Source organism: Streptomyces sp. WAC 01529, from assembly GCF_003945545.1.
In the GTDB taxonomy this organism is placed as follows: Bacteria; Actinomycetota; Actinomycetes; order Streptomycetales; family Streptomycetaceae; genus Streptomyces; species Streptomyces anatolicus.
In genome coordinates this window covers 8,099,928-8,123,198 of the sequence record NZ_CP029617.1, presented here as the reverse complement: position 1 = coordinate 8,123,198, position 23,271 = coordinate 8,099,928, and the positions used below count along the sequence as shown (strand labels likewise).

Sequence of the window (23,271 nt, the reverse complement as noted above, 5' to 3'; positions counted from 1 at the left end):
CGGAGTCGGGCGCTCAGCACGGTGGCCGGAACGAGTGCTGGGGGAAGTACTGCTGCCACTGGGCTCGGGACATGGCGGGCCAAGCCGTGTCGCAGACGCGGGCGGTGAGGCGCCGCACGTCCGTGTCCCACAGCAGCGCGGTCCAGTCCTCACTGCCGGTGGCCAGCATCCCGTCCGGGCCGAAGGCCAGCGTGTCGACGGCCTTGGTGTGGCCGGACAGTACGGCCAGTTCGACGGCGGTGCGGTCGGACACGTCGTACAGCCGCGTGGTGTGGTCCGAGCTGGCGGCGGCGAGAGTCCGGCCGTCCGGCGCGAACGCGACGGACATGACGCCGTCGGTGTAGCCGTCGAGCCGGTCGCGCAGGACGGGGCGGTCCGGGCCGGTGAGGTCCCACAAGCGGATGGTGCGGTCCTCGCTGCCGGAGGCCAGGGCCTGGCCGTCGGGGCTGAACGCGACGCTCTTCACCGCGTCGGAGTGCCCGGTCAGGACGGCCTTGCGCACGGGGCGGCGGCGGTCCGTCACCTGCCACAGGGCGACGGTGTGATCGTCCTCCGCCAAGGCCAGGGTCCTGCCGTCGGGGGCGAAGGCGAGGGAGCCGATGCCACCGGGAGCGGTCAACGACGCCAGCGGGCGGGGACGCCGTACGTCCGTCGTGTCCCACAGGCGGACCGTGCCCGTGTCGCCGCCGGTGGCCAGGGTGCGGCCGTCGGGGCTGAACGCCACCGCGTTGACGTGGCCGATGCGGCAGGCGACCGCGCGCAGCAGGCGGGGGCGCCGGGCCGTTCCCACGCTCCACAGCCGCAAAGAGCCGTCGGCGCTGCCGCTGGCCAGGGTGCGGCCGTCGGGGCGGAAGACCACCGAGTTGACCGGGCCCTTGTGGCCGGTGAGTTCGGCCGACGGGCCTGGGCGGCGTCCGTCCGCGAGGGGCCACAGGCGCACGGTGTGGTCGTAGCTGCCCGTGGCCAGGGAGCGTCCGTCGGGGCTGAGGGCGACGGAGTACACCGAGCTGGTGTGCCCGGTCAGGGCCGGTCCGGGCAGGTCCCACAGGCGTGCGGTCTGGTCCTCGCTCCCGCTGGCGAGGCTACGGCCGTCGGGGCTGAAGGCCAGGGCGCGGACGCCGCCGGTGTGGCCGGTGAAGACCGTCGGCGGACCGGCCGGGCCGGAACCGGGGATGGCCCAGCGGCGCACGGTGGCGTCGGTGCTGCCGCTGGCCAACGTGCGGCCGTCGGGGCTGAAAGCGACCGCGTTGACCGTGTCGGTGTGCCCTTCGAGCGTCTCCACCACACGGCCCTCGCGCGGGCTTTCCACGTCCCACCGCCGCACCGAGAAGTCGGTGCTTCCGGTCGCCAGTCGCCTGCCGCCCGGGGCGAACGCCACCGCTCCCACCTCGCCGCCGGGAGCGTCCAAGGACGCCAGGGGGCGTACTTTCCCGTCCAGCGCGGCGGTCTTCCACAGCCGCAGCGTCCGGTCGGCGTGGCCCGTGGCCAGTTTCCGGCCGTCGGGGGTGAAGGCACCTGCGGTGACCGCGGCCGGTACGCGCCGCGTGGCGAGGGCGCGCGGTGTGCGGGAACCGGCGAGGTCCCACAGCCGGATCGCGCCGCGGGCGGCGGTCGCGAGGGTCTTTCCGTCCGGACCGAACGCGAGCGAGAGGACCGGGCCGGCGTTCCGACCGGCGGCCGGGCCTGCGTTCCGACCGGCGGCCGGCTCGGCGTCTGGGCCAGGGCCCTGGCCATCATGCGCGTCGGAACTCGCGGTGACGTTCGGACCGTCGTCCGAACCCGCACTCGCGTCGCCGTCGCCCGGCAGGCGTGCCGCAAGCCGTGGTCGCCGTGGGTCGCCGATGTTCCACACCGTCACGTCGCCGTCCTCACCACCCGCGGCCAGCAGTCGGCTGTCGGCGCTGACGGCGAGCGCGCGGAACTGGGCGGCCGGCCGCGAAGGCGTGCTCAGCGGGCGCGGGTGGTGCGGGTCCGTGGCCCGCCACAGCCGCAGGGTCCGGTCGGTGCCGGCGACGGCCAGGACGCGCCCGTCGGCGCCGAACGCCAGGGCGGCGATCCTGCCCGTCCGCCCGGCCAGCGTCGTGGAGTACGGGGTGGCATAGGTGCTCAGGACGCTGCCGCGGGCCTCCGGCGTGGGAGAGAGCCGGTAAGCGGCCAGCCCCACCTGCGCGGCGAGGGCGGGGTCGAGCGTCCGCAGGGCCGCGGCCTTCTCGGCGGCCCGCTGCGAACTGACGGTGTCGCGCTGGTGGTCCACGATCCGCTGCGCCCGCACGGCGAGGAACGCGGTCACGCTGGCGAGGACGAGCAGGACGCTCAGCACCGCCACCGCCGCCCGACGCAGCCAGATCCGGCGCCGGATCGCGTCCTGTTCGGCCGCCCGGGCGGCCAGGCTCGCGTCGAGGAACCGCCGCTCGAGCCCGGACAACGAGCCGTGCTCCAGGGCGCCTGCCAGGTCGAGGCGGGCGCCGCGGTACAGCGCTCCGGCGTCCCGCCCCAGCGCCTCCCAGGTCTGTGCCGCGTCGGTCAGTCTGCGCAGCGTACGCGTGGCCTCACGGTCCTCGGCCAGCCAGCCGTACAGCCGGGGCCAGCAGCGGATCAGCGCCTCGTGGGCAAGCTCCACCTGTTCGCGGTCGAGGGTCACCAGCCGTGCCGCGGCCGCGCGGTCGAGCACGGCGGCGATCCGGCCGTCGTCGGCCCCGGCAAGACCGGCGAGTTCCGCCCTCACGACAGGGCGCCGGGTGTCCTCCGTGCCCTCGCCCAGGGCGGTCAGCCGGACGAACACCGCTCTGGCGAGGTCCCGCTGCTCCGGGTCGAGGTGCCGGTAGAACTCCTCGGCGGTGCGGGCCAGGGCACCCTCCAGGCCTCCGGCCGCCTCGAACGCCGCCAGCGTGAGCGCGTTCCCCCGGCGGCGACGCCAGGTCTGGAGCAGGGCGTGCGACAGCAGCGGCAACACTCCGGCCTGCCCGTACGCCTGTGCCGTCAGGGTCGCCAGGAGCGCGCCCTCGACGGTCAGTCCGGCCCGCACGGCCGGCTGCGTCACGACCTGGCGCAGCTCCTCCAGGCTCATCGGCCCGACCGGCACCTGTGCGTCCCGCATCGCCGTCACCAGCGGCGCGTTGCGGGTGCAGTGCGCGTAGAAGTCGGCCCGGACGCCGAGGACCACCCGGCAGCGGCCCGACCCGTGGGAGGCGGCGGTGGTCAGCGCCTCGACGAAGCGGTTCCGCTCGGTGTCGTCCCGGCAGAGGGTGAAGATCTCCTCGAACTGGTCGACGACCAGCACCAGTTCGCCGTCATCCGATCCTGAACGGGCGGTGGCCTGCCGTACCGTGCGCCCCAAGTTCTGCGGATCCCGGCGCAGTTCGTCGTAGAGTGCGCCGGCGGTGACCCCGGCGCGCCCGGCCAGCCGTACCGCGCACTCCTCCAGGGGCCGCCGCCCCGGCGTCAGCACCACCACCGACGCCCCCGCGGACCTCAGCCTCGGCACCAGGCCCGCGCGCAGCAGCGAGGACTTGCCCGAGCCCGACGCCCCGATCACCACCACGAACCGCTGCCGTTTCAGCCGCCCGGCCAGCTCCTCCACCAGCTGCTCGCGGCCGAAGAACCGCTCCGCGTCCTGCTCGCGGAACGGCCGCAGGCCCGCGTACGGCGGGGAGGCGCCGCCATCACCCTCCGCGTCGGCGGCGGAGTCCTCCTCGCCGAGCCGCTCCGCCACCTCCCGCCAGCGCCGCTCCCACTCCACCACGTCGCCGTCACAGGCGCGCACGTACGCCAGCGTCACCGCCAGCGTCGGCAGCCGCTGCCCGGACGCCGCGGAGGACAGGGTCGACACGGAGTAGTGCGCCTGTTCGGCCAGGGTCCGGTACGGCGGGCTGCCCGCTCTCTGTCGCAGCCTGCGCAGTCCCAGGGCGAACGCGTATAACGGACCGTCCTGCGCCTCCAGCGGGCGTTCTCCGCGCGGCATCGCCGCACCTCCCCGATGTCCCCGTGCCACCGTGAGCGCGGTGACGTCACATTCTTCAGGACCTCGCGGACCGGCACCAGGGCTCCGCACACCGCCGCGGGTTGTTCGGGATCTGTTTGTACGACACCAGTTCCCCGATGCCGAACAACGCCGAGTGGCTACAGCTGAGGAGGTACACGCGGCACCGAACGGGGAGAAGCAAGGTGGCGTACAGCGATGTGGTACTCAGCCCGCAGCACGCCCGCACACCGGAGGATTTCATCCGGCTGCTGCGGCGGTTGAGGGCCTGGTCCGAACTGACGTACAGGGAACTGGAGGTACGGGCCCGGCGGTGCGGACTCCATCTGGCGCGCAGCACCGCCGCGGCCGTGCTCGACCGGGGCGCGCTGCCCCGTGCGGGGTTCGTGCGCGCCTATGTGGCGGCCTGCGGGGTGCCGCCCGAGCCGTGGCTCGACGCGCGGCAGCGCATCGCCGCGTCCTGCACGCAGGCGCCCGGCCCGGTGGAGGCGCCGGTGGAGGCCGCCGTGCCGCTCGTTCCGGCGCAACTGCCCAGCGACCTCGCCGACTTCACCGGTCGGGAGGAACAGCGGCGAGCGGTGGCGCAGGAGTTGACGGGAGCGGCCGCGGCGCTCCACGGCGTCGTGCCCGTCGTGGCGGTCACCGGTATGGCGGGGATCGGCAAGACCGCGCTCGCGGTGCACACCGCGCACGCGCTCACCGACCGCTTCCCCGACGGCCGGCTCTTCGTCGACCTGCGGGGCACGAGCACGGCACCGGCCGAGCCCGGGGAGGTCCTCGTCCGCTTCCTCCGCGCCCTCGGCGTGTCCCCCGCGGCTCCGGTACGGGATTCGGTGGAGGAACTCTCGGCGCTCTACCGCACCGTGACGGCCGGGCGCGCGCTGCTGGTGGTGCTGGACAACGCCGCGTCGGAGCGTCAGGTCCGGCCCCTGCTGCCCGGCGTGGGGGGCCCGGCGGTGCTGGTCACCAGCCGCAACCGGCTGACGACGATGGGGCCGTCGCGTTCCGTGGAGCTGGGGCCGCTCTCGGCCGAGCACGGTGTGACGGTCCTCGCGCGGATCGCCGGGGCGGAGCGGGTCGCCGCGGAGCCCGAGGCGGCGGCCGACATCGTCCGGCTGTGCGGGCGATGTCCGCTGGCCCTGAGGGTCGCGGGCACCCGGCTGGCCTGCCGTGGGCAGTGGCCGCTGGACCGGCTGGCGGAGCTGCTCCGCGACGAACGGGGCCGGCTCGACGAACTGGCCATCGGCGACCTCGCCGTGCGCGACAGTTTGGAGCCGGGGTACGCGACGCTGCTGGAGGCGACCCGGCGGGCCTTCCGGCTGGTGGCACGGCTGGGGACGGCGGTGTTCTCGGCCGAGGCCGCCGCCGAAGTGCTGGACTGTCCGGTGGACGTGGCCGAGGCCCACCTCGAAGCGCTGGTCGACGCCAGCCTGCTCACCACCGCGCCCGCCGACGGCGACGACCGCGCCGGGGGCGGTGCCCGGTATCGGATGCATGACCTCGTACGGCTGTACGCGTGGGAACGTGCGGTGGCCGAGGGGACTGCTGCTTAGCCGAGGGGACTGCTGCTTAGCGGTCTCCTCGGCGCGCGCTCACCGGCGGCTCAGCCGCCGGTGGGACGTGTCGGTGCCGACGGCGGTGTCGTCGTGGTACGGCAGTGCCTGGAGCCGGTAGAGCCGTGCGTACGTGCCGTTCTCGGCCATCAGCTCCTCGTGCCGCCCGTGTTCGACCACCCGGCCGTCCGCCATGACGTAGATCCGGTCGGCGCCGCGTACCGCGGCGAACCGGTGGGAGATCAGCAGCACCGTGCGGTCCGCGCACAGGGCCCGCAGGCGGTCGCTCAGGTGCGCCTCGGCCTGTGGGTCGAGCGAGGCGGTGGGTTCGTCGAGGATCAGGAACGGCGCGTCCCGGTAGAAGGCCCGGGCCAGCGCCAGACGCTGCCACTGACCCAGCGACAGGTCGCAGCCGTCGCTGAACTCCTTGCCCAGGACGGTGTCGTAGCCGTGCGGCAACCGTTCCAGGAAGGCGTGGGCGCCGGCCCGTTCTGCCGCGGCGACGATCGCTCCGGTGTCCGGAGGCAGATCGGTGCGGCCGAAGGCGATGGACTCCGCGGCGGTGAACTTGTAGCGCAGGAAGTCCTGGAAGACGGGGGCGCAGCTCTCGCGGAGCCGGGCCGGGTCGGGCGTCGCCGTCCCGTCGAGCACCAGGCGTCCGGAGTCCGGCGGGTACAGCCCCCCGAGGATCTTGGCCAGGGTGGTCTTGCCCGACCCGTTCTCGCCGACCAGGGCGATGAACTCGCCCTTGCGCACGGTGAGGGTGACGTCATGCAGCGCCGGGCGCGCTGCCCCGGGGTAGGTGAAGGCGACGGACTCGGCGCTCAGGCCGGTGAACTCCGCCGCGGGCGGGCCGTGGGAGGCGGCCGCCTGCCGGGGTGTGGCCTCGACGTCCGCGGCGCGTTCGGTGCCGGCCGCGAAGGTCCGCAGGTCCATGAGGTAGAAGAGCGCCTCGCCGATCCCGTTGAACAGAGCGCCGAGCGCCTGCACCCGGCTGGTCATCAGGAAGAGACCGGTGACCGCGGCGACCGCGGTGGGCAGGCTGAGTGTGCCCGAGCCGATCAGCCACCAGATGCACCCGATGACCGCGAGGACCAGCGTGTCCGCGCCCAGCCGGGCCAGGATGCGGGTCCGTAGATAGCCGCGCTGCCAGGAGACCGTGTCGTCGATCTCGCGCCGGTACTCCGCGTCCCACTTGGCGTGCAGGATCGGGCCGAGGTCCAGCGCCCGCACCTCTTTGGAGCCGTCCCGGCCGGTGAGCAGTTGTTCGATGTACTGGCGCACCCTGCGGTCCTCGGCGAGCCTGCGGTGCAGTCCGTACCCCGCGTCGCGTTCGGCGCGGGCGGCGCGCAGCACCGGCAGGGTGCTGAGCAGGGCGACGGGGAGCAGCCACCAGGCCATCACCAGGAAGGCGGTGCCGACGGCGACGGTGGTGAGCATCGCCTGCGAGGCCGCGATCAGCATGGCGACGACCATCGTCGGCTGGGAGCGGGAGGCGAACACCGCCCGCTGCACGGTGTCGTGGAAGACGGGATCCTCGAACCGGGCCAGTTCCGCCCTGGAGGCCGAGGCGAGGACCGTGCTGATGACGTGGCGGTCGGCCTTGGCCGCCAGGATCCGGTTGCGCGAGGAGCTGAACAGCCGCAGCACTCCGCTCAGCGAACCGATCGCGACGACGAGGACGACGGCAACGAGGGTCCCGCGTCCGCCGCCCGCACCCGGCCCGGTGCTGGTCACCGTTCCGAAGACGGACCTGACCAGCAGGATCAGGGCCAAGACGCCGAGGGCGGAGACCAGTTGGGCGGCGACGACCTCGATGAGGCGGCGCCGGTCCGCCCGCCAGACCAGCCGTACCGCGAAGGCCAGGCAGGCGGCCTGCTCACGTGTGCCGATCCTCGGTTCGTTCGGCGCGGTGGCCATGGGTCACCTCCTCGAGGTGGGTGCGCGGGGGCTGCGGGGGGCGGGCGCAGCGGTCCAGCCATCTCCGGTGCTCCTGGGCGAGGGTCCGGTGGGTCTCCTCGTACTGGAAGTTGTGGCCCTCCCCGGGCAGCAGTACGAGGCGGGCGTGGCCGCCGGCGGCGACGATGCCCCGGTAGAGGGCGACGGCCTGGTCGGGCGTGGTCGACGGGTTGGCGTCCTGGGTGCCGTGCGCGATGAGGACGGGCCGGTCCAGGCGGTGTGCGAACAGCAGGGCGCTGAAGGCGTGGTAGACCTCGGGTGCCTGCCAGTAGGAGCGCCGTTCGTACTGGAAACCGCCCGGGGTGAGGGTGCGGTTGTAGCAGCCGCTGTGGACGACGGCGCCGGTCAGATCGGGGATGTGCGCCATCGCGTAGAGCGCGAGGGTCGCGCCGAAGCTGTGCCCGCCCACGACCACACCTCGGTCGAGGATGCCTGGCCGAAGGCGTGCGAGTGTGTCCAGGGCCCCGCGCACACTGCCGGTGATCTCGGTGTGCAGGAAGGCGGCGTCGGCGTCGTGGGGCCAGCGGGGCACGAGGTCGAGGTGGGCCGCCGGTCCCCCGGGCAGGATCTGCGCGGCCCCGCCTCCCGCGCCGGGTTCGTGCGCGCGCAGCCACAGCAGGAGAGGGCCGGGGGCCGTGCCCTCGCCGTCGTCGGCCAGGACCAGTCCCGCACGGCGGCGGTCGCGGCCGGGGAGGGGGTGGGTGACCGGCGGCGGTGCCGGGGAGGTGGTGGCGGCCGGGCGGACGATGGTGTGCTCGGAGGTCAGGGTGCCGTCGGACAGCCGCCATCGCCGCAGCTCCGCCGCGGTCTCCACGACCAGGTGCTGCCCCGAGGGGCCGGCGACGGCGCGTATGGTCCGTACGGATGGTCCGTCGGGGCCGGCCGCCCAGGCGAGGGTGAGCGCGGCCCGGTCGGGGTCCAGGGTGGCGACGCCGTACCGGCCCTCGGCGTCGCGGCAGTCGAGCAGGAAACCGGCGGAGGCGTCCCCGGCCGGGCAGGGCCGCCCGAGCCGGAGGCCGGAGGGGGCGGGCAGGGGCGTCGTACGCCCGGGGGCGGACAGATACGGGGTGCCGCCGGCACGGGTGCCGAGCGTGTGGGGTTCTCCGTCGGACTCCTTCCGCGCGCCGAACACGTGCGGTTGCCCGCCGAACTCCTCCCGCGTACCGAACACATGCGGCTCCCCGCCGAACTCCTCCCGCGCGCCGAACACATGCGGCTCCCCGCCGGACTCCTCCCGCGCGCCGAGCACATGCGACTCCCCGCCGAACTCCTCCCGCGTGCCGAACACATGCGGCTGCCCGCCGAACTCCTCCCGCGTACCGAACACATGCGGCTGCCCGCCGTGCCACAGCGGCCACCACGTCCCGGCCTGGTCGGGGAGGTCGATGCCGGTGGTGGCGGCGGTCGGGTACTCGGCCGCCGGGCACATCAGGACGCGATGGTCGGCGTCGGGCCACGCGAGTACGTCGGGAGCGCCTGCTGCCCAGCGCGTCCGGGCCGGAACCGGTCGTGCCCCGGCGCCCCGCGCGAAGGGGGCCGTGCCGGTCACCGCGGCGGCCCAGTGCGGCTCCAGGGAGTGGGAGGCGTCCTCGTCCAGGTGGGTGACCAGCAGATGGCCGCCGCCCGGGGCGGGTTCCAGCTCCCGGACCAGCAGGGGCCCGGTGAGGGTGCGCAGGGTGCCGGTGCCGGGATCCAGCTCGGCCACCCGGACGGCGGCCAGGGCGGCCAGTTCCGGTACCCCTTGCGGGAAGGCCGGCCATCCGGGGCCCCGCGCCTCGCAGACCACGGCTGTCCGGCTGGGTTCCGCCCCGCCGCCCCCCGCGGGCGGCGGAGCGGGGGTGAGGATGACGAGATCTGAGCCGCACCACGTCAGGGGCGGTCGTCCGGCGCCCCCGAGGCAGGTGAGTGAGGTGGCCGCCCTGACCTGGCCGTACCGCACGACGGTGCGCGCGCGGTGGTCCGCGATCCACGGGTGTGCCCGGCGGCCGCGCAGGGCCAGTCCGGCCACCAGGGGGAGCCGCGGATGCCAGGCGAGGGCGCTCGGCACGATGTCCGCGACGGGCAGGCGCCACCGATCCTCGCCGTCCGGGTGGCCGATCTCGACGCGGATGGGGCGGGCCCGTCCGGTGTCGAGGCCGACGAGTCCCGGGTCGACGCGCCACTCGCCCCACATGTCCGTGTCGGGGTGCGCCTCCCGCAGGCTCGGGCGCACCGGCGCGGTGATCAGCGCCCACGCGGAGAGGTCGGGGGCGGCGTCGATCCATTGCCGGACGCCCTGGAGGCGGTCGGCGGGGGCGGCCGGGAGAGCGGTGTCAGCCCGCACGGTGGACCGCCGGTGCGCTCAGGGTGACGCTGTCGATCAGTGCCTTGACCCCGCCGATCCCGGACACCGGTCCGCATACCGGTTCGCCACGGGCGTCCAGGCCCTGGGCGCACGGAACCCCGAGGTCGGCCAGGTTCGGCGGCAGTTCGTCCTCGCCCTTGACCACGGTCGTGGTGACCGTGGAGCGCCGGGCGGGCTCCATGAACCGCAGCAGGTGCTTGAGGGACCGGCAGGCGGGACAGTCGTCGGAGACGTAGAGCCGTACCGAACTCACGCGTTCCTCGCAGGCCGCCGCCTGTGCCGTGGAGTTGCGTTCCGCGCGCCGGTCGAGGGCCCGTACCGTGCCGTAGGTGACCGCGGCCGAGAGCGCGGCGGTGCCCGCCCGGGTGCGGCCCGCGCGCTGCGGGGAGCCCGCAAGCGCGGCGGCGGCGACGAGTGATGCCGCCGCGTTCGCCGCGACGTGCGTGCGCCCCACCGCGGTGAGGCGCGCCGCGCCGAAGCAGGCGCACTTCGTGCCCTTCAGGCGGTGGGCGGCGAGGGTCAGCGCGGCGTAGCCGCCCAACGGGACGAGTGCGGCGAGCCGGCCGGGCGCGACCAGGATCACGGCCGCGGCCGCCAGTTCGGCCGCACCGACGATCTTCGCGCCGCGGGGTGCCGCGAGCGGGCCCGAAGTGACGGGCCAGTCGAGTTCTTCGGCCTCTTCGGCACGAAGGACCGCCTTGGCGATGCCGGAGACCGCGAGGGGGCCCGCGAGGGCGGCGACCGCCAGGTCGGGCAGCCGGTCGCGGAGGGTCCGGCCGAGGGTGACGCGCATGGGAGTTACCTCCGGTGAGTGTCCGGCGCGGCGGTGCGGGCCGGAGTGGTGGCTGACGGTTCGGCGGCGGGTACGGCCTCGAACCAGCCGGCCGCGACGAGTTCCCGGCTCATCCGGCGCACGGCCTCACCGGCGTGACCGGTGCCGGACCCCGGAAGGCCGTGGCTGAGCAGGCGTTCGATGACGCGGGCTTCCTGTTCCCCGCACTCGGTGACGCGCAGGGTCGGCGCGTGCACCAGCACGGCGCCCCCGAACGGCAGGGGCGTGTACCGGACCTGGGGCGCGAGGCGCGGCCGGTCCGGCCGGGAGACGGAGGGAGGGGTCATGATCGGCCTCGCAGCCATCGGTCGAGCCAGACCATCCTGAGCAGGACGAGGGCCTGGGCGCTGAGGTCACGGCCGTCCCGGAGGATGCCGACGAGGACGGCCGGGTCGATCAGACCCAAGTCCGCCAGGGCGCTTCCGCGTTCCAACTCGGCGATGACCTTGGGTCGTTCGCGGTGCAGGTGCGCGGCCGCGGCGAGCCGCAGCCAGTGACGTGGCGTGCTCTTGCGTACGCCGGTGACACGGTGGGCCGCGACCGCGGTCCGCAGCGGGACGTGGGACTGGAAGCGTCCGCCCCGGATCCGGCCGAGCCGGTGCGGTGGCAGCGCGCCGACCGAGGCCAGCACCCGGGGGTCCAGCGCCGGCAGTTGCGCGCCGCCGTGCCCGTGTTCGGCGAGCGCGGCGTCCGCCCTGCCGATCACGGACGGCAGGGACGCCAGGTGTTCGCGCCAGACCGCCAGTGAGCCGCGCCTGGCCGCGTCGAACGCCTCCCGCCCCCGGTCGGTGAGGCCCGGCACGCGGTCCGCGCCGGTCGGTGAGGGCGGCGGGGGCGCGCTCACCGGCTGACTCTCCGGGAGGTCGACGGACGCCCGGTCCGGGTCGTGGACGACGCCCTTGTCGAAGAGGGCGCGCGCCTGGGAGAGCGAGCCGAGGACCCCGGACACATGAAAGGGCTCACAGGTCAGCAGCCGCCAACCGCGGTACCCGGGCCTTGCGTCGGGCAGCCGCGCCGAAGTCAGCGGGTCCAGCAGGCCGCCGCTCATCAGCGGGAGTCCGATGTGGGCGGCGAGGTGTTCGGCCAGCAGCCGGGGCACCTCAGTGTCCGGCAGCGGGGGGACCGCTTCCTCCCCGGTGATGCGGTGGTGGTCGAGCAGTCCCAGCAGATCCAGCGGCACCCGCTCGCACCGCAGGCCCGGAATCAGGGCCGGTGCCGCGCCGGGCCGGGTGCCGAAGTCGGCGTGTACCAGAGGCGGCCGGTGGCCCGCCCGCAGGGCGCTCACCGCGAGGAAGGCGGAGGACAGGCCGCCGCTGTAGGCGATCGCGTACGGCCCGGGCGCCGAGGCGAGGACCTCGCTCATCGCGCGGACCGGGGCGCGCCGCGTAGTCGCGGTCTCCGGCCGGTGCCTGCTCACCCGGACGCCGAAGCGGTCAAGGCGTACCGTCACCCCGGCGGCCAGCCGGTGCACGCCGGGCACGGGGGTGCTGTCCGGGGCCGGTGCGGCCCCCAGGGCCATGGCGAGCAGGGCGCCCGGATCGGGCGGGGGCAGCTGCTCGTCCGGCCGGAAGTCGGCCAGGTCGCCGCTCCACTCCAACTGGCCGGGCCCGACGCGGTAGTACAGGGGCAGGGGGCCCGGCAGATCCCTGCGCAGTTCGAACGCCTCGTCGGTCTGCCGACTGTTCGCGCCCAGGGGTTCGGCGGCCAGGGCGGGCCGGCTGCGGCGCACCCTGCCGTTCACGCATGCGACGACGTCACGCACTGTCCTCATCCTCCGGCGTGTTCGTGTAGATCTCGACGTACTCCTCCGTCACGGGGAGAGAGGTGCTGAGGATGTCGCCGCCGCACCGCACCCAGGCGTAGAGGCCCGCGGGCGGCGCGGCCGGGACCGTTTCCCTGCCGAGGTGGAAGGAGGCGGGGAAACCCATCCGGCGCAGGCCGGCCGTCAGATAGACCGCGTCCTCCACCGGGTCCAGGAAACCGACGGTGAGCCGCTGCACCGCGCGCAGACCGGTCACGGCCGACCGTGCCCGTCCCGCCGGTCCAAAGCGCCGGGCGGGAACAGGCGGCCAGGGGGCGAAGTCGAACAACCCGCCGTCCCGCCGCGACGATTCCAGGAATTCCTTTCCCGCCTGCGCCGACCGCAGCAGCGCGGACACATCCGTCACCATTTCCGCACTCCTTTTTCCGTCCTGTACGTTCCGTCGTGCCGTTTCCCGGAACACGAGGGAAACCGTTGGTGCCGTCGGTGGCTCGTGGCCGCCGACGGCACCGGTGAGATCAGGGCGTCTCGCACGCCCACCATTCACAGATGAGTCCGTAACAGCAGTCGCTGTCCCAGACGCACCTCGCTCCATTCGGGCTGCACGCCTCAGCGGTCTCGGTGGGCTCCGAGAACATGTGCTGCTGAAGGCCGCCTGCGGCCAGGCGCTCGGCCACGGAAACACCGGTCATGACTTCTCCTTCCGTCGAGTGCGGGAAGTGGCCGCTCAGGCGCGGCAGGTCCACCACTCGCAGAACCGCGGGTTGCAGCAGTCGGAGTCGAACCAGCAGCTCTGCCCGGGGTACTTGCACTCCTCGGCGACCGCGGTGGGCTCCGAGAACATGTGCTGCTGGAGACTGCCGGCGGCGAGGCGCTCGGCCACGGAAACACCAGTCATCGATTTCCCTTTCGCTTGCCGGGCGGTCACATCGATCCGTACCGCCCTGTTGTCGTCCGACCTGTGTTGTCGTCCGACCTGTGTTGTCGTCCGGTCGATAACGACGCTAGGAGCCGTCCGGCGGGCCCGGCAAGGAAAAACGTCCGTCCCGGACCGTCCCGGACCGTCCCGGTCGGAACAGGGGGCGCGGAATCCTTGACCGGACGGTGCGTCGCGCATTCTCATCGTGATACCAGCAGTCTCCGGTGGGGCGGGCAATGGCATTTCCTACGCGCGGTGAGGAACGATCCCGGTGAATTTCAGCGCTATTCCCCTGGAACGCGGCGGCGAGCCGTGTCTGCTGGTCCTCGACGACGGGGCGCGCTGGGGGCTTCCCCGGCACCGGCATTCCGACCCGCGGGAGGTCAACTCCGCGGTGCGCCATCGGTACGGGGTGGAAGTCGGCACTCTGGACGTCGTTCCCGTGCCCACCGGGGCCGGTGAGGACGCCGCGCCACCCTCGTACCTCTTCGTGCACGAGACGCACAGCCCCGGCACGGCGCTGCCTCGCGGCGCGCGCTGGGCGCCCGTGATGGAGCTGGCCGCGTCCTGCCACCGCTTCCTGCCAGGCCAGGAGCGGTTGTTGGGCCTCTGGTCGGCGTCCCGGGACCGCCGTGAGGACGAGGTGTGGCTGCCCTGGCGTTGCCCCGGATGGTTCACGAAGGCGACCGACTGGGCGGTGGAGGAGCTGCGCGGACTCGGTGTCCAGGTCGTCGGTCGCGCCGAGCAGGACGGGTTCCGGGCCTGGTCCTGCCAGGTGCGGTTGCCGACCACGGCTGGTGTGGTCCACCTCAAGGCGAGTCCGCCGCCGCACGCGCACGAGCCCGCGTTGACCCGGCTGCTGGCCGAGTGGTTCCCCGGCGCGGTCCCCCACGTACTGGCCTGGGACAGCGACAGACGCCTGATGCTCACCGCGGACTTCGGGCCGGTGCCGCGGCCGGCGGGGGCGGCACGCGTCGCCGCCGGTTTCGCGACCGTGGCCCGGTGCATCGGCGTGATGCAGCGTCAGGCTGCTGCGCACGCAGCGGAGATCGCCGCGACCGGCTGCCCCGCGCACCGTCTCACTCTGTTGCCGGGCAGGTTCGACGGCCTGCTCGACGAACTGAAGGGCGGCGTGCACGGCGACCGTATCGACAGCGCGTTCGACGACCGTATCGACGACGTGCACGGTGAGCGGGTCACGCCGGTCCGCTCCGGTCAAGGGGAGCTGACAGGTGAGGAGTCGCGGCGGCTGCGCCGTCTCGTCCCCGCGCTGGCCCGCGACTGCGCGCGCCTTGCGGCCCTCGACCTCCCGGAGACCGTCGTGCACCACGACCTGTGGCGGGGCAACTTCCGGGTCGACGGCGACGAGGCGCTGGTGTTCGACTGGGCCGACAGCGTGCTCACCCACCCCTTCCTGCAACTGGACGTGCTGCTGGGCGACTTGGCTGCCGCCGGAGGTTCCGCCGAGGACCGCGAGAGGGTGCTGGGCGGCTATCTCGCGGCCTGGGCCGGGCACCGGCCACCGGTGCAACTGCGCGAAGGCGCCGCGCTGGCGGCCCGTATCGCCCCGGTGAGCCGTGCCCTGCTGATGCGCGACCGGCTGACCGGGGCGCCGTCCCACATCCGCCACCGCTACCGGGGCGCCATCACCGGCCCCCTGCGCGCCCGTCTCATCCCCGCCCGGGCGGAAGCGGGCGCCTGACTGCGTCACCCGAGGGAATCGAGGAGCCCCATGCCCGGCCGACCCGCCATGACCTTCCGGCACCCCGTCCGCGCCACCGTCGCCCTCGCGGTCACCGCCGCCTGCGCGATCACTCTGGCCGTACCGGCGCACCCGGTGCCGGCGCACCCCGTGCCGACGCACTCCGTGCCGGCCGCCCACGCCGGGTTGCAGCAGGACCGCGTGCGCTGGCTTCCGTGCGACCAGGTGCTCCGACCGGCTCCGCCGATCGATCCGGAGATCGGCGACTGCGCGGTGCGGCAGGTCCCGCGCGACCATGCCCGCCCCGACGCGGGCACCCTGGGCGTGGTCATGCTCCGGCGCCGGGCCTCGGACCCGGCCAGGCGTCTGGGCACCCTGTTCGTCAACCCCGGTGGCCCCGGCCAGTCGGGGCTGCACTTCGCGTACCGGGCGGACAAGTACCTGTCGGCGGAAGTCCTCGCGCGGTACGACGTGATCGGCTTCGACCCGCGCGGCACCGGGCAGAGCGCGGCTGTGCGGTGCTTCACCAGTCAGGAGGCGGCGGACACCGCGCTCGCCGGGAAACGCGAAGCGCCCCTGACCCGCGCGGAGGTGACGGCGACCCTGCGCGCCGCGCGCGCCTACACGGACGCCTGCGCGCGCGACGGCGGGCCCTTGCTCGCGCACATGACCACCGCCGACGTCGCCCGCGACCTGGACCTGCTCCGCGAAGGTGTCGGCGCGAAACGCCTCAACTTCGCCGGTTTCTCCTACGGTTCGCTGATCGGCGCCACGTACGCCAACCTCTTCCCGCGGCGCACCGGTGCGCTGATCCTCGACGGCAACATCGATCCGCTGCTGCGCATGACGGATGGGGCGGAGTACGACCGGCAGCGGGCCGTCGGCGCAGAACGGGTGCTGACGGCGTTCCTGCGGGCCTGCGCCGCCGCGTCCGGCCGGTGCGCCTTCGGCGACGGGGAACCCGCCGCGGCCTTCGCCGCGATCCGCCAGCGACTGCGGCACGGGCCGCTCACCCTGCCGGACGGCACGACGGTCGACTTCGGCGGCTTCGGCGCGCAGGTGTTCGGCAGACTGTCGGCGGGCGACCTGACGGGCCTGGCCCGCTACCTCACCACGCTCCGTACCGCCGCCGCCAAGAACACGCGAACCCTCGCAGTGGGGCGGACGCAGGCGACCGCCGAGAAGCCGGCGCCCTACCGCGGTAACGACTCGGGCAACGCCGTCAACTGCGGTGAGAAGCCCTACCGGTTGCCTGCCCGTGCCTGGCCGGCGCTGGCCGAGCGCTGGGAGCGGGACAGCCCCACCTTCGGGCGGAGGCGGGCGTTCGACGCCCTGCCCTGCGCCACCTGGCCCGTCCGGGCGGGCTCCGGCACCGGTCGTCCGTACACCGGCCCCTGGAACCGTCCGACGGGCCGCACCGCGTTGGTGATCGGCAACCGCCACGATCCGGACACCCCGTACGCCTTCGCCGAGCGCATGGCGGGCCGCCTCGCCAACGCGCGCCTGCTCACCGCGGACATGTACGGGCACACCGCCATGGGCGTCAACGCGTGCGTAGACGAGTTGGCCACCCGTTACCTGACCGAGCACGAGGTGCCCACCGCCAACACGGCATGCCCGGCGGACGCCCCACCGTTCGGGTGAGGTCCAGGGACAGGGTCTGCGCCGAACAACAGGAAGCAGGTAAGGACGTAGCGACCGTGTTCCCACTCGGCTGCGCCGAGAGGCAAAGGCCCACTAGGCTCCGCGCGTGCCGCGGCCTGCGGTGTGCTCTGGGGCGGAGGAGCGTATGGACTTCGAAACGCGAGGCGATCTCCAGCCTGTACTACCGCTTTTACGATTTCACGCCCAAGCGGGTGCTTCAGGAGCTGAACTGCCTCTACGCCTGCCTCGGCGACCGCGAGAACCGGCTCTATGTGATTCGGAACGACGAACTGCGGCTCGCCGGGGAGGCGGACACGGTTGCCCTGGTCGAGGACACCTCTTTGCTGGGCAACTTCAGGTTCTACGCTCTGGTCCCGCTCAGGAGCGGCGACCGTGACGCGCGCCGAGCGGCGTCGATCAACTACCAGGCGCGGCGGGTGCTGCACGTGATCAATCAGGACCTGACGATTCGTTCCCTGCTCGAGTGGTCACGCAGCCCGCGCAAGTGAGCAAGCACACGATTTGCGCGTACGTCGACTTTGCCAGCTGGAGGTGGGCATCGTCTCCGCCTGCCGGGCCAAGGGACAACAGGGTTCGAAGGGACGCGACTCATGCACACGGAAGGCGTGACACATTCCTCTGCTCCTCGGCGCTTTACGCCGGGAGATCAGGTGACGCCACGCGAGGCGACCGACCATCCCGAAGACCTGGTCGGCACGGTCATAGTGCGCGTCGCCACAGGCGAACTTCTCGTGGACTTCCCCCAGGCCGGCGGCGAGATGTACCTGGACGAGGAACTTGAACTGATGGAGCCCGCACCACCAGGCTGGACGCCACCTCCTCCCATCCCGTCCACCCATCCGAGGGAGAAGTAGCTCCCGGCGAGTGGTCGACGGGTGCAGGCGCGGAAAACGAAGGCTTGGCGCCGCGCCTTCTGGTCGCGGTGCCAGGGAATGACGCACGGGCAACGGAGCGGTGGTCGCAGGCTGGGTGAGTTCCCCCAGGCACCCTCCCAGCACTCCGCCCCGCCGCATCACGGCGGGGCGGAGCACCCAAGCCCGGGGAAGCCAACAGCATCCCCGCACCGGTCAGGCCGCGCGGACGGACGGCTTAGGCGATCGCCGCCGGGACCTTGGGGGCGTCCGTCGCCGGTGGGTAGTCGATGTAGCCCTCCGCCCCTCCCCCATACACGTTCTCCGTCGGCGGCCCCGCGAGCGGCGTGCCGTTGGCCAGGCGGGTGGGCAGGTCCGGGTTGGTCATGAACAGGCGGCCCAGGGCTACCACGTCCGCGTGGCCGTTCCGCACCAGTCGCGCCCCCGCGTCGGGGCTGCTCGGCGCCGGGCCGTTCGTGTTGGCGACGAGCGTTCCCGACCAGCGCGGGCGCAGGTCCGCGATGGCCCCGTACGCGCCGTTCTCCAGCACGTGCAGATAGGCCAGGCCCAGCGGGTCCAGTGCGTCGACCAGCGCACGGTACGTGGTGGGGGCGTCCGTCTCGGCGAGCTGGTTCTCGGCGTTGTCCGGCGAGATGCGCAGGCCCACGCGGTCCGCGCCGACCTCGGTGACGACCGCCTCGACGACCTCCGTGGCGAACCGGAGGCGGCCGGTGACCGAGCCGCCGTACTCGTCCGTGCGCAGGTTGGTGTTGTCGGCGATGAACTGCTGGATGAGATAGCCGTTCGCGCCGTGGATCTCCACCCCGTCGAAGCCCGCATCGATCGCACGGCGGGCCGCTGACGCGAAGTCCCGTACCGTCCGGGCGATCTCACCCACCGTCAGCTCCCGCGGCGTCACGTGGTCGAGCATCCCGTCCCGGGTGAAGATCTGCTTTCCCTCGACGGCGACGGCTGACGGGGCCACCGGCAGCTCGCCGTCCGGCAGCGTCGCGGGGTGGGTCATCCGGCCCACATGCCACAGCTGGGCGAAGACCGTGCCGCCCTCGGCGTGCACCGCCTCCGTCACCTCTCGCCAGCCGCGCGTCTGCGCGTCGGTCACCAGGCCCGGGATACCGGGGCCGCCCTTGGCGAGCGCGTTGACGTACACGCCCTCCGTGATCAGCAGTCCGGCTCCGGCGCGCTGCCGGTAGTACGTCGCCGCGTGCGGACTCGGCACCCCCGTCACGTCGTCCGCCCGGCCCCGCGTCATCGGGGCCATCGCCAGCCGGTTCGCCAGCTTCAGCCGGCCCGCCCGGTACGGCTCCAGCAATTCCCGCACTCCCGCACCCGCTTCCGGTATCTCCGTCTCCCGCACCTGTCCCGCCACGATCCTGGCGCTCATGCCGCGCTCCCGTCCGGCCACGACCCCGGCGCTCATGCCGCGCTCCTGTCCAGCGCGATGACCTCGACCTCGATCTGCCAGTCGGGCTGGGCCAGCGAGACGACCTCCACCAGGGTGTCGGCGGGGTAGGGCTCGGCCAGGAACTCGCCGCGCAGCGTGATCACGTGCGGGAGGTTCGCCGCCATGTCCCGTACGAAGATGCCGACCTTGACCACGTCCGCGAAGGCCAGACCGGCCGCCTCCAGCACCCGCCCGACGTTCCGGAACGCCTGCCGCCCCTGCGCCAGGAACCCGCCCTCGACGGTCGTCCCGTCCTCCTCGAAACCCGCCTGCCCGGACACGTACACAAAGCCCCCGGCCCGCACCGCCTGCGAAATCCGGTACGGCGCGTACCAGTCCGGCGTGGTCGCGATCTTCTCGACGCGCCCCACGGTGGCCGCGCTCTCGTTGCTGGACATGCCTCTCCCCTGTCTCGGCGTGACCCGGCACCGGGCCCCGCACGGCGGCGTTACGAAACGTTACGTAACGTCAAGGAAGCTAGAACATCACGGGCGCCCTGTCAAAACGAAACGTAACGTCACGCGAGCGGTAGAGTGCGGCCCATGACCCCCGACCCGAACAGTGAACGGCGCAGCGAGCGCGCCCGCCGGGCGATCCTCGACGCGGCATTCGACCTGGTGAGCCGCAAGGGCTTCGCGAAGGTGACCATCGAGGCCATCGCCGCCCAGGCCGGCGTGGGCAAGCCCACGATCTACCGCTGGTGGCGCTCGAAAGGCGCGGTGGTGCTGGAGGCGATGAACGAGGAACTCGGCGACGACTTCGCCTTCCCCGACACCGGCGACATCGCCGCCGACCTCACCACTCAGATGACCGCGGTGAGCCAGCGGCTGATCACCGGCAGGATCAGCGAGGCCTTCAAGGGCGTCATGGGCGAGGCCCAGAACGACCCCGCGCTGATGAAGGCGTTCCGCGAGACGATCCTCGAGCCCAGCATCGCGGAGTGCCGGGCCCGCCTGGACGCCGCCGTCGCCGCCGGACAGCTCCGCTCCGACGTGCCCACCGACGTGATGGTCGACCTCTTCTACGCGCCGATCCACTACCGGCACTTCCTGGGCTTCGGCGACGACGCGGTCAGACGCAGCGCCGAACTCGTCCCGGACGTCCTGCTCGGCCTGCGGCCCCGGCCGGACGCGGGGTGAACGACCGGTTCCCCGACACGCGTTGAGGGACTGCGGGCCTACCCGGACCTGATCGCTTCGCCCCGCCACCACCCGGCGGGGCGAAGTGCTGTCAGGGGTTGGTGAGGGCCCTCCGCGAGGTTCCCGCCGCCCTCCCCCACCTCCCGCCGGGGCACGGCCCGGTCGCCCGGTTTTCGGTTCCCGCCCTCCAGAATCCCTAAATCGCTTGCCTAATGGTCAAGACTTGTTGACCATTGAGCGCATGCCTACGGATGATCTACCCGAGACGTTTCACGTCACGACGGACGAGCAGCTGCGCGCCGTCTCCAATCTCACGCGCCACCGGATCATGGCCGTGCTCCGCTTCGAGCCCGCGACGATCACGCAGATCGCCGAGCGAGTGGGTCTGGCGAAGGGGAGTTCCAGCTACCACGTGCGGCTGCTGGAGCGGGCCGGCCTGGTGAAGGTGGTGCGGACACGGAAGGTGCGCGGTGTCACCGAGCGGTACTACGCGATGGCCGCGCGGACGATCGCGCTACCGGATCCGGGCGAGGGAGGGCCGGACATGTTGATGCGGCATGCGGTGGCGGACCTGGAAGCGGCGCCGGTGGAGAGCGAGCGGCACGTCCGGATGGCCCATCTGCGCCTCACCGAGGAGCAGTTCGCGGAGCTGGGAGCGCGGCTGGAGGCTCTGGCGGACGAGTACCGGGAGCTGTCCGATCCGTCGCTGCCGGACGCGTCACTGGCCTTCGCGCTGTTCCGGCCCGCGCCGCGCGGGCGCGCCAGAGGTGAGGCCAAGTGACCTCATTCGCAGGCACGTTGCCGTCCGGGTTCGGTCGGCTGTGGACCGCGCAGACGGTGTCCTCGCTCGGTGACGGGGTGTCGCATGCCGCGCTGCCGCTGCTCGCGTTGGCGTTGACGCGGGATCCCATGGCGCTCGCCGTCGTCACGGCCGCCGGGACGCTGCCGTGGCTGCTGTTCGGGGTGCTCGGCGGTGCGCTGGTGGACCGCTGGGACCGTCGGCGCACGATGTGGGTCGCCGACGCGTTACGTGCGGTGCTGCTCGCGATACCGGCGGCAGCGGCCGTGTTCGACGTGCTGAGCATTCCGCTGCTCGCTGCCGTCGCCTTCCTGCTCGGCCTCGGCGGACTCTTCTTCGACACGGCCGCCACGGCCTATCTGCCGGATCTGCTCGGCCGCGACCCCGCGCTTCTGGAGCGCGCCAACTCCCGTCTGCGCGGCGCCCAGACCGCCGCGTCCGGCTTCGCGGGACCGCCCGCGGGCAGCGCCCTGCTCGCGATCGGGCGGGCGGTTCCGCTCGTCGCCGACGCGGTGTCCTTCGCGGTCTCCGCCCTGCTCGTACGGTCCCTGCCCGCCGTTCCCCGGCCCGTACCGCAGGCCCGTGAGTCGCTGCTGCGGCAGGCGCGGGCCGGAGCCTCGTACGTATTCCGGAATCAGCTGCTGCTCGGGCTCGCGCTGCGGCCGGCGGTGGGGAACATCGCCTTCCTCGCCGTGGAGACCGTGCTCGCCCTCTTCGCGCACGACCGTCTCGGCATCGACACCTTCGGCTTCGGTCTGCTCCTCACGGCGGAGGCCACCGGCGGTCTGCTGGGCGCGGCCATCGCCTCCTCCATCGGCCGGCGACTGGGCACCGGGGCCGCGCTCACCTGCACGGCCGCCGTCGAGGGACTCGCCATCCTGGGTCTCGCCGTCGCCCCGAACCCGTACGTCGCCGGGCTCGCGCTCGCCGTCTGCGGAGCGGGCATGGGCGCCACGATGGTGCTCGGTCCCTCCCTCCGGCAGGCGATCGTCCCCGCCCACCTGATGGGCCGGGTCGCCTCCACTTCTCGCATGCTCGCCATGTGCGCCGCCCCGTTCGGTGCCTTCCTCGGCGGCTGGCTCGCCACCGCCTACGACGTACGCACCCCGCTCTACGCCGCCGCCGGCCTCCTGCTCACCATGACCGTCGTCACGGCGACCATGACCAGCAACCGCCGGGTCGAGGCGGCGCTGCGTGCCGCCGCCCCGGGCGGCGAACCAGGTCACGAACCCGTCGGGTTCATCCGCCACAGCTGATCCGTGTGGGGCGTGCGGTCCCACTGCTCCGCCTGGGCCGCCTCGTCCGTGCTCTGGGCGCGGATGCCCAGGTACTTACCGCTCCTCAGGTTGGCCAGCGTGTGGGTTCCGTCAGCCGCCGGGCTCCTCGTCCAGGTGTGGAACTTGTATCCGTCGCACGAGAACTGATTGGCGTGGGCGCCGTTGTCCAGGCTGCCGTTGCTGATGGCCAGGCACTTGCCGCTGTTGCCGTTGACCACGGCCACCTTGCCCTCGCCCAGTTCCACGATCTGCCACCGCTGGTCGGTGGCGCCGTTGCAGGTGCGCTGGATGGCCCTGGCGCCGTCCAGCGCGCTCTGGTCGAGGATTCCGAGGCATTTGCCGCTGTTGGCGTTCACGAGGGTGGTCTCCCACTGCCGGGGCGGCTGCTGCTGGAAGAACATCGCCCCGGCCTGCTGCTTGCAGTCCCACTGCCGCAGCGCCGCCCCGTCCGCGGTGGAGGACTCCGTGACCTCCAGGCACTTGGGCGTCGTCGACGTCATGGTCTGGAATCCGACACCGTCACCGACCGGCACGATCCGGAAGCTCGCTGCGGGACGGCTGTCGCAGGCCGCGAGGCGGATGGCGGCGCCGTTGTCCGGGCTGGCGTTCGCCACCTCCACGCAGGCGCCGCTGCCTGCGCTGACGATGTTGACCGCGTCGCTCGCCGCGCCGGAGGACTGGAGATACCACCGTGCCCCCGGTTTGCCGAAGCAGCGGCCCTGGCGCACCGGTTGGCCGACCTGCGAGGCCGGGACCTCCACACACAATCCGCTGGGCGCGGAGACGATGTTCACGATCTGTCCGGCGGAAGCGGGTGCCGCGGTCCCGGCGGCGTACGCGTACGACGAGGTCGCCGGCCCCCAGCCCAGCGCGCCGCACACGAGCATCAGGAAGGCCAGCAGCGCGGCACGTCTCGCGACAGCCGACGCGCGTCGCTCTTTGGAGGGCGCTTGTAGGGACGCGTGGAGGGGCGTGTTGGAAGGCGCGTTCATGGGGGACTTCCTTCCCGGACGGTCGGTACCGGCTAC

20 protein-coding genes are annotated in these 23,271 nt (G+C 73.3%); 8 read left to right on the top strand and 12 right to left on the bottom strand.

What is annotated here, in order from left to right; translation table 11 throughout:
- Positions 1 to 13: 13 nt before the first annotated feature.
- A complete protein-coding gene (locus DMA15_RS35760) occupies positions 14 to 3,961 on the bottom strand; it encodes an XRE family transcriptional regulator (protein ID WP_125516918.1) in 3,948 nt (1,315 codons plus the stop codon).
- A gap of 203 nt (positions 3,962 to 4,164) precedes the next feature.
- On the opposite strand from DMA15_RS35760, the gene DMA15_RS35755 reads away from it, so the two are divergent.
- Positions 4,165 to 5,532 carry an NB-ARC domain-containing protein gene (locus DMA15_RS35755; protein ID WP_164551900.1) on the top strand — a complete coding sequence of 456 codons (1,368 nt, stop codon included), beginning with the start codon at positions 4,165 to 4,167 and terminating at the stop codon, positions 5,530 to 5,532.
- Between the two features lie 39 nt (positions 5,533 to 5,571).
- Here the strand turns inward: DMA15_RS35755 and DMA15_RS35750 are convergent, their stop codons facing one another.
- The 8 genes from DMA15_RS35750 to DMA15_RS36910 form a co-directional block, all read right to left on the bottom strand.
- Positions 5,572 to 7,452, bottom strand: coding sequence for an ABC transporter ATP-binding protein (locus DMA15_RS35750; protein ID WP_125516914.1), 1,881 nt, complete (start codon positions 7,450 to 7,452; stop codon positions 5,572 to 5,574).
- On the bottom strand, positions 7,412 to 9,814 hold the full coding sequence (locus DMA15_RS35745; RefSeq protein ID WP_125516912.1) for a prolyl oligopeptidase family serine peptidase: 2,403 nt from the start codon (positions 9,812 to 9,814) through the stop codon (positions 7,412 to 7,414). Before DMA15_RS35745 ends, DMA15_RS35750 begins: the two co-directional genes overlap by 41 nt.
- Positions 9,804 to 10,628, bottom strand: a complete 825-nt coding sequence (locus DMA15_RS35740) for a hypothetical protein (protein ID WP_125516911.1) — start codon at positions 10,626 to 10,628, stop codon at positions 9,804 to 9,806. Before DMA15_RS35740 ends, DMA15_RS35745 begins: the two co-directional genes overlap by 11 nt.
- A 5-nt stretch (positions 10,629 to 10,633) precedes the next feature.
- Positions 10,634 to 10,954: an actinodefensin-associated protein B gene (gene adfB, locus DMA15_RS35735; RefSeq protein WP_125516909.1), complete on the bottom strand. Its 321-nt coding sequence runs from the start codon at positions 10,952 to 10,954 to the stop codon at positions 10,634 to 10,636.
- On the bottom strand, positions 10,951 to 12,429 hold the full coding sequence (locus DMA15_RS35730) for a hypothetical protein (protein WP_125516907.1): 1,479 nt from the start codon (positions 12,427 to 12,429) through the stop codon (positions 10,951 to 10,953). The genes adfB and DMA15_RS35730 overlap by 4 nt, the downstream gene beginning before the upstream one ends.
- Positions 12,422 to 12,838, bottom strand: a complete 417-nt coding sequence (locus DMA15_RS35725) for a lasso peptide biosynthesis protein (protein WP_125516905.1) — start codon at positions 12,836 to 12,838, stop codon at positions 12,422 to 12,424. Before DMA15_RS35725 ends, DMA15_RS35730 begins: the two co-directional genes overlap by 8 nt.
- 109 nt (positions 12,839 to 12,947) lie before the next feature.
- Positions 12,948 to 13,121, bottom strand: a complete 174-nt coding sequence (locus tag DMA15_RS36915; RefSeq protein ID WP_164551899.1) for a Dickkopf N-terminal cysteine-rich domain-containing protein — start codon at positions 13,119 to 13,121, stop codon at positions 12,948 to 12,950.
- A 35-nt stretch (positions 13,122 to 13,156) separates the two neighbouring features.
- Positions 13,157 to 13,327, bottom strand: a complete 171-nt coding sequence (locus tag DMA15_RS36910) for a hypothetical protein (RefSeq protein WP_164551898.1) — start codon at positions 13,325 to 13,327, stop codon at positions 13,157 to 13,159.
- A 292-nt stretch (positions 13,328 to 13,619) separates the two neighbouring features.
- Here DMA15_RS36910 and DMA15_RS38095 point away from each other — a divergent pair, with 292 nt between their 5' ends.
- The 4 genes from DMA15_RS38095 to DMA15_RS35705 all read left to right on the top strand — a co-directional run bounded on the left by DMA15_RS38095 (position 13,620) and on the right by DMA15_RS35705 (position 17,569).
- Positions 13,620 to 15,050, top strand: a complete 1,431-nt coding sequence (locus tag DMA15_RS38095) for a phosphotransferase (RefSeq protein ID WP_125516903.1) — start codon at positions 13,620 to 13,622, stop codon at positions 15,048 to 15,050.
- Between the two features lie 30 nt (positions 15,051 to 15,080).
- Positions 15,081 to 16,694, top strand: a complete 1,614-nt coding sequence (locus DMA15_RS35715) for an alpha/beta hydrolase (RefSeq protein ID WP_125516901.1) — start codon at positions 15,081 to 15,083, stop codon at positions 16,692 to 16,694.
- A gap of 212 nt (positions 16,695 to 16,906) precedes the next feature.
- Positions 16,907 to 17,203 (top strand): hypothetical protein, encoded by a 297-nt coding sequence (locus tag DMA15_RS35710; RefSeq protein ID WP_125516900.1) that lies wholly within the window; start codon positions 16,907 to 16,909, stop codon positions 17,201 to 17,203.
- Positions 17,204 to 17,365: 162 nt separating this feature from the next.
- Complete coding sequence (locus tag DMA15_RS35705; protein WP_125516898.1) at positions 17,366 to 17,569, top strand: hypothetical protein; 204 nt, start codon at positions 17,366 to 17,368, stop codon at positions 17,567 to 17,569.
- A 235-nt stretch (positions 17,570 to 17,804) separates the two neighbouring features.
- Here the strand turns inward: DMA15_RS35705 and DMA15_RS35700 are convergent, their stop codons facing one another.
- Both DMA15_RS35700 and DMA15_RS35695 read right to left on the bottom strand, forming a co-directional pair.
- On the bottom strand, positions 17,805 to 19,004 hold the full coding sequence (locus DMA15_RS35700) for an alkene reductase (RefSeq protein ID WP_240660118.1): 1,200 nt from the start codon (positions 19,002 to 19,004) through the stop codon (positions 17,805 to 17,807).
- Positions 19,001 to 19,426: a RidA family protein gene (locus DMA15_RS35695; RefSeq protein ID WP_125516896.1), complete on the bottom strand. Its 426-nt coding sequence runs from the start codon at positions 19,424 to 19,426 to the stop codon at positions 19,001 to 19,003. Before DMA15_RS35695 ends, DMA15_RS35700 begins: the two co-directional genes overlap by 4 nt.
- 144 nt (positions 19,427 to 19,570) lie before the next feature.
- Here DMA15_RS35695 and DMA15_RS35690 point away from each other — a divergent pair, with 144 nt between their 5' ends.
- The 3 genes from DMA15_RS35690 to DMA15_RS35680 all read left to right on the top strand — a co-directional run bounded on the left by DMA15_RS35690 (position 19,571) and on the right by DMA15_RS35680 (position 22,222).
- Positions 19,571 to 20,167: a TetR/AcrR family transcriptional regulator gene (locus tag DMA15_RS35690; protein WP_125516894.1), complete on the top strand. Its 597-nt coding sequence runs from the start codon at positions 19,571 to 19,573 to the stop codon at positions 20,165 to 20,167.
- 241 nt (positions 20,168 to 20,408) lie between these two features.
- Positions 20,409 to 20,948: a transcriptional regulator gene (locus DMA15_RS35685; RefSeq protein WP_125516892.1), complete on the top strand. Its 540-nt coding sequence runs from the start codon at positions 20,409 to 20,411 to the stop codon at positions 20,946 to 20,948.
- Between the two features lie 17 nt (positions 20,949 to 20,965).
- The gene (locus tag DMA15_RS35680; protein WP_125518232.1) at positions 20,966 to 22,222 is read left to right on the top strand and encodes an MFS transporter; all 1,257 of its coding nucleotides are present in this window, start codon (positions 20,966 to 20,968) and stop codon (positions 22,220 to 22,222) included.
- Here the strand turns inward: DMA15_RS35680 and DMA15_RS35675 are convergent.
- The gene (locus tag DMA15_RS35675) at positions 22,189 to 23,235 is read right to left on the bottom strand and encodes an RICIN domain-containing protein (protein WP_125516891.1); all 1,047 of its coding nucleotides are present in this window, start codon (positions 23,233 to 23,235) and stop codon (positions 22,189 to 22,191) included. The two genes, DMA15_RS35680 and DMA15_RS35675, sit on opposite strands and share 34 nt — an antisense overlap.
- Positions 23,236 to 23,271 lie beyond the last annotated feature (36 nt).

Bases quoted from the DNA above. Each gene is read 5' to 3' on its own strand.
- DMA15_RS36910 (WP_164551898.1), bottom strand. From the start codon at position 13,327: ATGACTGGTGTTTCCGTGGCCGAGCGCCTCGCCGCCGGCAGTCTCCAG.
- DMA15_RS35740 (WP_125516911.1), bottom strand. From the start codon at position 10,628: ATGCGCGTCACCCTCGGCCGGACCCTCCGCGACCGGCTGCCCGACCTG.
- DMA15_RS35750 (WP_125516914.1), bottom strand. From the start codon at position 7,452: ATGGCCACCGCGCCGAACGAACCGAGGATCGGCACACGTGAGCAGGCC.
- DMA15_RS36915 (WP_164551899.1), bottom strand. From the start codon at position 13,121: ATGACCGGTGTTTCCGTGGCCGAGCGCCTGGCCGCAGGCGGCCTTCAG.
- adfB (WP_125516909.1), bottom strand. From the start codon at position 10,954: ATGACCCCTCCCTCCGTCTCCCGGCCGGACCGGCCGCGCCTCGCGCCC.
- DMA15_RS35690 (WP_125516894.1), top strand. From the start codon at position 19,571: ATGACCCCCGACCCGAACAGTGAACGGCGCAGCGAGCGCGCCCGCCGG.
- DMA15_RS35675 (WP_125516891.1), bottom strand. From the start codon at position 23,235: ATGAACGCGCCTTCCAACACGCCCCTCCACGCGTCCCTACAAGCGCCC.
- DMA15_RS35685 (WP_125516892.1), top strand. From the start codon at position 20,409: ATGCCTACGGATGATCTACCCGAGACGTTTCACGTCACGACGGACGAG.
- DMA15_RS35715 (WP_125516901.1), top strand. From the start codon at position 15,081: ATGCCCGGCCGACCCGCCATGACCTTCCGGCACCCCGTCCGCGCCACC.
- DMA15_RS35695 (WP_125516896.1), bottom strand. From the start codon at position 19,426: ATGTCCAGCAACGAGAGCGCGGCCACCGTGGGGCGCGTCGAGAAGATC.
- DMA15_RS35725 (WP_125516905.1), bottom strand. From the start codon at position 12,838: ATGGTGACGGATGTGTCCGCGCTGCTGCGGTCGGCGCAGGCGGGAAAG.
- DMA15_RS35760 (WP_125516918.1), bottom strand. From the start codon at position 3,961: ATGCCGCGCGGAGAACGCCCGCTGGAGGCGCAGGACGGTCCGTTATAC.
- DMA15_RS35700 (WP_240660118.1), bottom strand. From the start codon at position 19,004: ATGAGCGCCGGGGTCGTGGCCGGACGGGAGCGCGGCATGAGCGCCAGG.